Origin of the sequence: Amycolatopsis kentuckyensis, assembly GCF_002155975.1 — a bacterium.
Taxonomy (GTDB): domain Bacteria; phylum Actinomycetota; class Actinomycetes; order Mycobacteriales; family Pseudonocardiaceae; genus Amycolatopsis; species Amycolatopsis kentuckyensis.
In genome coordinates, this window is sequence record NZ_MUMI01000536.1 from 1 (window position 1) to 6,262 (window position 6,262).

6 protein-coding genes and 1 pseudogene are annotated in these 6,262 nt (G+C 73.1%); 4 read left to right on the plus strand and 3 right to left on the minus strand.

The genetic code is table 11. From position 1 onward, the window contains the following. The first annotated feature begins 133 nt into the window (after positions 1–133). A complete protein-coding gene (locus tag CCN39_RS40790; protein ID WP_086851611.1) occupies positions 134–847 on the plus strand; it encodes a hypothetical protein in 714 nt (237 codons plus the stop codon). Positions 848–849: 2 nt separating this feature from the next. Then, positions 850–3,278 (plus strand): annotated as a pseudogene (locus tag CCN39_RS40795) (cation-translocating P-type ATPase). Between the two features lie 14 nt (positions 3,279–3,292). On the opposite strand, the gene CCN39_RS40800 reads toward CCN39_RS40795, so the two are convergent. From CCN39_RS40800 to CCN39_RS40810, 3 genes are all read right to left on the minus strand, one after another. Continuing rightward, on the minus strand, positions 3,293–3,757 hold the full coding sequence (locus CCN39_RS40800; RefSeq protein WP_086851613.1) for a universal stress protein: 465 nt from the start codon (positions 3,755–3,757) through the stop codon (positions 3,293–3,295). A gap of 202 nt (positions 3,758–3,959) precedes the next feature. Next, positions 3,960–4,472 (minus strand): DinB family protein, encoded by a 513-nt coding sequence (locus CCN39_RS40805; protein WP_086851614.1) that lies wholly within the window; start codon positions 4,470–4,472, stop codon positions 3,960–3,962. A 119-nt stretch (positions 4,473–4,591) separates the two neighbouring features. Further along, on the minus strand, positions 4,592–4,993 hold the full coding sequence (locus tag CCN39_RS40810; RefSeq protein ID WP_086851615.1) for a CBS domain-containing protein: 402 nt from the start codon (positions 4,991–4,993) through the stop codon (positions 4,592–4,594). A 208-nt stretch (positions 4,994–5,201) separates the two neighbouring features. On the opposite strand from CCN39_RS40810, the gene CCN39_RS50915 reads away from it, so the two are divergent. After that, positions 5,202–5,801: an Rv1733c family protein gene (locus CCN39_RS50915; RefSeq protein WP_167455330.1), complete on the plus strand. Its 600-nt coding sequence runs from the start codon at positions 5,202–5,204 to the stop codon at positions 5,799–5,801. 23 nt (positions 5,802–5,824) lie between these two features. After that, positions 5,825–6,262: universal stress protein (locus CCN39_RS40820; RefSeq protein ID WP_086851617.1), on the plus strand; the 438-nt coding region annotated here is incomplete at its 3' end.

A 6,262-nucleotide genomic window follows, 5' to 3' on the forward strand; every position in this document is an offset into this window, starting at 1 on the left:
CCTGGAGCTGGCCCGCGGCGCCGAAGAGGCGCTGGCCCGAGTGTCCGTGAGGTGAAGCCGTGCCCGTCTCGCTGACTCAGCCGGACCTCGACGTCCGCGGCCCGGAGCCGGCCACGTCGAGACCTCTCGGCGGATGACCGCGCCGGGGTTCCGGTGGGACCGTTCGTCCCGGGCCGTGCTCGCCGACGCGCTGGTGCGGCTGGGCCCGAACCGCAGCGTCGCCGAGGTCCGCCCGGACGAGATCGTGCTGACCGAGCCGCCCGCCCGGCGCGACCGGGCGGCCACCGCGGCCCTCCTCGAATGCGGAGCCGCGCTGTCGGCCATCTGGATCGTCGTCCGGGTGCTGGGCCGCGAACCCGAAGTCGCCTTCCCGGACGATCCGGGCCGCCCCGGCGTCGCGGCCGTCGTCCGGGCCGGTGCGGTACGGGCCGCGTCCGGCAGCGAATGGGCGCGGTACGCGGCGTTGCGCAAGCTCGGCACCGACGGGCAGCTGCGGCCGGTCAGCCAGGCCGTCCTCGGCGGGCTGGCCGCGGAAGACTTCTGGCCGGACACGGCCGTCCGGATCGTCCGCCCGGACTGGGCACCGACCCTCGCGCACCTCGGCGCCGACATCGCGGGGCATTCGTCGGTGCTGATCACCACCCCCGGTGACAGCCGCCGCCACCACGTCCTGGCCGGCGCCGCACTGCACTCGACCCGGCTCGCCGCGGCCGCCCGGGGGTTCTCCTCGCAGGCCCTGCCGCTCCGGCCGCCCCGGGAGCGCGCGAGCGGGAAATCGCTGCTGCCCGGTGTCCCGCAAGCCGTCCTCCTGGTCGGCATCGCCACCCCGAAGCGAAGGAACTCCTGACCATGACCATGCACCTGAGGGGCGAAACCCGTCCCTGACACCGCTGCCGAGGTCGACGCCCGCGAGCCCGTCGCCCGCCTGCTGCGGGACCTGCGCACCGGCGTCACCGGCCTGACCGCCCGCGAAGCCGCCCGCCGTCTCCAAGTGAGCGGCCCGAACGCCCTGCCGTCCCGCGGCCGGGCCAAGTGGCCGGCCGCGCTGCTGCGGCAGCTGATCCACCCGCTCGCCCTCCTGCTGTGGGTCGCGGCTGCACTCGCCTGGTTCGCCGGGACGACGAACCTCGCGATCGCGATCGTCGGGGTCATCGTGCTCAACGGCCTGCTGGCGTTCGTCCAGGAGCAGCAGGCGGAGAAGGCGGTCGAGGCGCTGGGGAAGTATCTGCCCGACCGCGCGGCGGTGCTGCGCGACGGCAGTGTCCGGCACGTGCCCGCGACCGAAATCGTGCCCGGGGACGTGCTGGTGCTCGCCGAGGGTGACCGCGTCCCGGCCGATGCCCGGCTGGTCGAGGGCACCCTCGACGTCGACGCGTCGATGCTGACGGGGGAGTCGGCGCCGGTGACGCGGATGGCCGACGTCCACGACGACGCGACCCGGGCGCTGGAGTCGCCGGTGCTCGTCTTCAGCGGCACGGTGTGCGTCGCGGGGGCGGCGCACGCGGTCGTGCACGCCACCGGGCGGCACACCGAGATCGGCCGGATCGCGTCGCTGTCGGCCCGGGTGGGACGGGAGGAGAGCCCGCTGGAGCGGCAGGTGCGGCGGGTCGCGTGGCTGATCGCCGGTGTCGCGGTCGTGGTCGGGATCGGGTTCCTGCCGCTGGGCTGGCTGGCCGGGCTGTCGTGGTCGGCGGCGTTCGTGTTCGCGATCGGCCTGCTGGTGGCGAACGTCCCCGAGGGGCTGCTGCCGACGATCACCTTGGCCCTGGCGGCGGGGGTCCGGTCGATGGCCAAGGAGGGCGCGCTGGTCAAACGGCTGTCCGCGGTGGAGACCCTCGGCTCCGCGACGGTGATCTGCACCGACAAGACCGGCACGCTGACGCGGAACGAGATGAGCGTCGAGGAGGTTCGCCCGTTCGAGGAGTCGTTCGCCGAGGCGCTGGTGAGGTGCAGCACCGCCGACGTCACCGGGTCGAGCGGTGATCCCACCGAACTCGCGCTGCTGCGTACGCGGGCTCGACCAGTGCCGACCTGTCTGCACGGAAGGCGTTGTACCCCTTCGACCCGCGGCTCAAGCGCATGTCCACTGTGGACCTTATCGGGGGTTCCCTGTGGGTCTCGACCAAGGGGGCGCCGGAGCAGGTACTGCCCCGCTGTGCGATGCCACCCGAAGAACGGACCCGTCTTCTGGCGCTCGTTGACGAGATGGCAGGCCGGGCCCTGCGAGTGCTCGCGGTCGCCGCCCGCCCGTTGTCCGCGCTCCCGGGCAGTCGCGAGGAGGCCGAAACCGACCTGACCCTGCTCGGGTTGGTGGGGTTGGTCGACCCGCCGCGGCCCGAGGTCGCCGCGGCGGTGTGATCAGCGGCGACGAGCTCGCCCGGATGCCGGAACCGGCCCTCGACGAAGCCCTGACCGCCGGCGGGGAGATCGTGTTCTCCCGGGCCGCGCCGGAGGACAAGCTGCGCATCGCGGATGCGTTGCGTGACTGCGGCGAAGTGGTGGGCATCGGCGGCACGGACGTCGCGAAGGAAGCGGCGACGGTGGTGCTGACCGACGACAACTTCGCCACGATCGTCGCCGGGGTGCGGGAGGGGCGCCGGGTGTTCGACAACGTCCGGAAGTTCGTGCTGTACATCTTCGCGCACGCGGTGCCGGAGGTGCTGCCGTTCCTTTTGTTCGCGGTGTCGGGCGGGATGATCCCGCTGCCGCTGACGGTGCTGCAGATCCTGGCCATCGACCTGGGCACGGAGACCCTGCCGGCGCTGGCGCTGGGTCGTGAGCCCGCGGAGCCGGGGCTGATGGCCCGCCGGCCGCGACGCCGTTCCGAAGGTGTCGTCACGGGCCGGATGTTGTTGCGCGCGTGGGGGATCATGGGCCTGTTGTCGGGGGCTCTGGTGCTGGGCGCGTTCTTCGCGGTGCTGTACGCGGCGGGCTGGCACGCGGGTGCGGACGTTTCCGCCGGGGCGCCGCTGCACCAGGCGTACCTGCAGGCGACGACGGCGAGCTTCGCGGCGATCGTGTTCTGCCAGATCGGCACGGCGTTCGCGTCCCGCACGGAGCGGGTGTCGCTGCGGGCCGTGGGGTTGACGACGAACTGGCTGCTGCTGGGCGGGATCGTGTTCGAGCTGGTGTTCGCGGCGGCGTTGATCTACCTGCCGCCGCTGCAGTCGCTGTTCGGGACGGCGGCGTTGCCGGCGTGGGTGATCGCGCTGCTGCTGCCGATGCCGGTCCTGGTGTGGGGCGCGGACGAGCTGTTCCGCCGGGCCACCCGCCGATGAGGTGGGAACGCGGTTCAGGCCGGGACGAGGCGGTGGGCGGCTTCCGGGGTGATGACCACGACCGGGCAGCGGGAGAACCGGACGCACTCGCGCCCGACGCTGCCCAGCACCAGGTCGGCCACCGCGCCGCCGCGGTGGGTGCCCAGCACCAGCAGGTCCGCGTCGGCCGACGCCGTCACCAGCTCGGTCGCCGGGTCGCCGTGGACCGTGCGCGTTTCGAGCGACGCCACCGTCCCGAGGCCCAGGCCGGCGATGTGGTCGTCCAGCGAGTAGCCCGCTTCCGGCACGCGGCCGTGCGGCTGGATCGCGAAGGACGTGCCCGGCAGCAGGGTGTCCCGGGGCCGGACCAGGATCGCGCGGACGACGTCCCCGGCGTGCGCGCCCACGTCGAGCGCCCACCTCAAGGCCGCGTCGCCGCGGGGGGTGCCGTCCGTCCCGACGACGATGACGCGGCCCGTGCGCGGGTTCGGCGAAGTCATGGCGGGTCTCGCTTTCTCTTCGGTGTCACCGCGATCGTGCGCCGGACGCGCGGACGCCGGTAGGGACGAATTCCGCCGGAGCCGGGGACTTTGTGCTCCGGTGGCCGCGTACCGCTCAGCTCGCGCGCGAAGACGTTGCACGCCGAAGCCGGCTGGTGCGCGGTGGTGCCGGAGGACGGGGAGCGCGTGCTGTGCTGAGCCGCTACCCGTCGAGGGTGAGCTGCTGCCGGTGGAAGGCGAAGTGGCGGCTCGGGTAGCGGTAGACGTCCGCCATCGTCATGGTGGCCTGGAAGAAGGGATCCCACCGGGTCGGGTAGTGCATCCCGCGGGCGAGGTCGGCTTCGGTGGCCCGGTCCAGGCTGCGGTGCAGCGACGCGATGATGTGGTCGAGCCACGCGGCCGCGCGCCGGGGGCCGAGCAGGCCGCCACCGCAGGACCCCAGGTAGTTGAGCACGTGGAAGGGGGGAATGGCCGCGTTCAGCACGGCGGCGAACCCGCGGCTGACGGGGTCGGGTAGCCGGCCGAACAGGCGGACCAGCACCAGCAGGGCCCGCACGATCTGGTAGCCGAACACGAGGTGGAACACCAGTTGCCCGTTGGTCCACCGGGTGCCGGCCGACCGGCGCCGGAGATCGGCGGCCGTCGCAGTGGCCACCAGCTCGTGGAGGGTGGCGCGGTCGCGCTCCCACTGCTCGTGCACTGCCCGCCGGTCCATGGTTCGGCCCTCCGCTTCAGCCGGTCGAGCATCCCACCGGTTGGCTGAAGCCGCTCTCAGCGAAGCCGCCGAGAGATTTGGTCCTTCCGGGTCGTGCTCGAACGCAGGCTCGCCGACGCTCAGGGGCGCCCGGCCGTCGCGCGCAGGACGTCTCGGAAGGTCACCATGCCGACGACGTGCCCGCCGTCGACGACCGGTGTGGAGCGGACGTCGGCGTCGGTCATCAGCCTGGCCACCTCACGCACCTCGAGGTCGCCCGGCACGGCCAAGCCCTCCTGCCGCATCACCGAGCCGGCCGTGCGCGGCCCACCGCCGAGCAGCACGCCCGTGTCGGGATCGCCGGGCGGGACCTGGGCCCGCAGGATGTCCGCTTCGGACAGCAACCCGAGCAGCCGCCCGTCGGCGTCGACGACCGGCAGCGTCGTGAAACCGTGGCCGGTCATCACCTCGGCCGCTTCTTCGAGCGTCGCGGAGGGCGTCAACGCGAACGTCGGGGTGGTCATGATGTCGCGGGCGCGCATGGTCGGTGCTCCCTTCCGGGGGAGCCCCGACCCTCCTCTGGGTGCGCGGCCGCGGTACAGGGTCCTAAGTCCCCGGTGTGCCGTCGGAGGACCTCGAGAGGAGGGTGGGCCGGTCCCCGTACGGCGGGGTCCAAGGCCTCTTCGCGCGGCACGGGAAAACGATGATCCTGGTGGCACCAGGGACTTCCGAGCGCAGAGGGCAGGACCCATGAGCACGTCGTCGAATTCGATCGCGCGGATGTGGCGCACCGTCCTGCCCCGCCGCGGGTCGGTGGCGCGGACCTCGGACCGGGTCCAGGCCGGGCTGCTGGTCCTCGCGGTGCTGCTCGCGCTCGCCGCGCTGCCGGTCGCCGCCTCCCTCGGCTCGGAAACCTACGCGCGGCAGCAAGGAGAGTCGGCCCAGCAGGTCGGCGAGCGCACGCGGGTGACGGCCACCCTGCTCGCCGACGGGCCGGACCTCACGGCGAACTCGCGCGCCGGCGTCGTCGGCAACGGCCGGCCCACCGACGCGACCTGGCTGCTCCCGGACGGAACCCGCCGGGTCGGCAAGGTCGTCGCCGACCAGGGCACGCTCAAGGGCCATGCCTTCGACATCTGGGTGGATCGCGCCGGCGACCCGGTGGATCCCCCGCTCAGCGGCGCGGGTGTCGTCATCGACGCCGTGGTCCTCGGGCTGGGCAGCTGGCTGGGTGCACTGGCGCTGCTCGCTTTCGGCTACCGCCTGGTCGTGTTTTCCCTCGACCGCTTCCGGTTCGCCCAGTGGCAGCACGAGTGGTTCCACGAACTGGACCGGAAAACCCATTCCTGAGAACGAGGAGAAGGTGATTTCCCATGACAACGGCAAACCGAGGCGACATCGTCGTCGGTGTGGACCATTCGGCGGTCAGCGTGGCCGCCCTGCGCTGGGCGGTGTCCGAGGCCGCCGAGAGCGGCCGTCAGGTCGTCGCGTTGCGCGCGTGGTCGTTCGAGCCGGTCGCCGATCTCGGTGCGGCGGTCGCCGGATCGCCGGAGACGGTCGCCGGCCGGGAGCGGCGTCAGCTCGATGAAGTCGTCCGCGACGTGCGGGCCGACCACCCAGGCGTGACCATCCGGGCCGAACTGGCCGAACATTCGGCCACGGTGGCGCTGGAGGAGGCGTCGAAGACCGCGGCGATGCTGGTGCTCGGCAGCCACGGCCGCGGCCGGTTGCTGAAGTTGCTGGTCGGTTCGGTGGCCGAGCACTGCCTGCGTGAGGCGAACTGCCCGGTGGTGGTGATCCCGGCGCGGACG

Bases quoted from the DNA above. Each gene is read 5' to 3' on its own strand.
- CCN39_RS40790 (WP_086851611.1), top strand. From the start codon at position 134: ATGACCGCGCCGGGGTTCCGGTGGGACCGTTCGTCCCGGGCCGTGCTC.
- CCN39_RS40800 (WP_086851613.1), bottom strand. From the start codon at position 3,757: ATGACTTCGCCGAACCCGCGCACGGGCCGCGTCATCGTCGTCGGGACG.
- CCN39_RS40805 (WP_086851614.1), bottom strand. From the start codon at position 4,472: ATGGACCGGCGGGCAGTGCACGAGCAGTGGGAGCGCGACCGCGCCACC.
- CCN39_RS40810 (WP_086851615.1), bottom strand. From the start codon at position 4,993: ATGCGCGCCCGCGACATCATGACCACCCCGACGTTCGCGTTGACGCCC.
- CCN39_RS50915 (WP_167455330.1), top strand. From the start codon at position 5,202: ATGAGCACGTCGTCGAATTCGATCGCGCGGATGTGGCGCACCGTCCTG.